Raw genomic sequence first — 858 nt, 5'->3', positions numbered from 1 at the left:
GGATAAAAAGAGAGTACAATGCCGATGGCATAGGTTACCACCACACTTCTCCACAGGGTAGGCTCACTGCACTCGCCAACCCTGCGCTATCGAAAGTACAACCCCGATGGGGTTGAGGAAAACCATATGCGGCGCCCCCTACTACATCACAAATGGCATGCGGCAATCTATCCGCCCAAACATTCCATCCGTTTGGATATATTGGCAAACACTTCGTCCCACCATTCCATCCGATTGGAAACGCGGGCAACCCCTCTTTTCAAACATTCCATCCGTTTGGATATACTGGCAAACACTTCGTCCGACCATTCCATCCGATTGGAAACGCGGGCAACCCCTCTTTTCAAATATTCCATCCGATTGGATATACTGGTAAACGCCGCGCCAAACCATCCCCCTCGTTTGAACGTGCTGGCAACCCCTCCCCCCGACTTTTCCTGCCGTTTGAATATATTGGCAATCTACCCAACAAACTATTCCATCCGATTGAACGTGCTGGCGACCCCTCCGCCCGACCTTTCCTGCCGTCTGAATATATTAGCAAACTATCCAACAAACTATTTCCGCCGTTTGGGAATACTGGCAATGGACAAAAATTTACCGCAACGCGGTTATACTTTCGATAGCCCAGGGTTGCCGACGATAGGAGGCTACCCTGGGTAATGACGCAAGCAAAAAGGCTACCCCCTTGGGGGTTGTACGCTCTTTTCCTATGCCTCGTCCATTTTCCTGCAATAAATGGATTTATTCACGAATGATATTCCTTTTGCGCGAATGAATTTAAAGAAAGTACAATGCCGATGGCATAGGTTACCACCACACTTCTCCACAGGGTAGGCTCACTGCGCTCGCCAACCC

Annotated in this window: 1 protein-coding gene; it reads left to right on the top strand. The window is 49.7% G+C overall.

Translation table 11 applies throughout. From position 1 onward, the window contains the following. Positions 1–152 precede the first annotated feature (152 nt). On the top strand, positions 153–626 hold the full coding sequence (locus X919_RS16750) for a hypothetical protein (RefSeq protein WP_155949741.1): 474 nt from the start codon (positions 153–155) through the stop codon (positions 624–626). The last annotated feature ends 232 nt before the right edge of the window (positions 627–858 follow it).

This window comes from Prevotella sp. HJM029 (genome assembly GCF_000599605.1).
Classification (GTDB): domain Bacteria; phylum Bacteroidota; class Bacteroidia; order Bacteroidales; family Bacteroidaceae; genus Prevotella.
Note: the sequence above shows the minus strand (reverse complement) of the source record. Positions and strands in the feature narration are given on the sequence as shown.

What these genes read in the sequence shown, in the direction of transcription:
- X919_RS16750 (WP_155949741.1), top strand. Translation starts at nt 153, where the DNA reads ATGGCATGCGGCAATCTATCCGCCCAAACATTCCATCCGTTTGGATAT.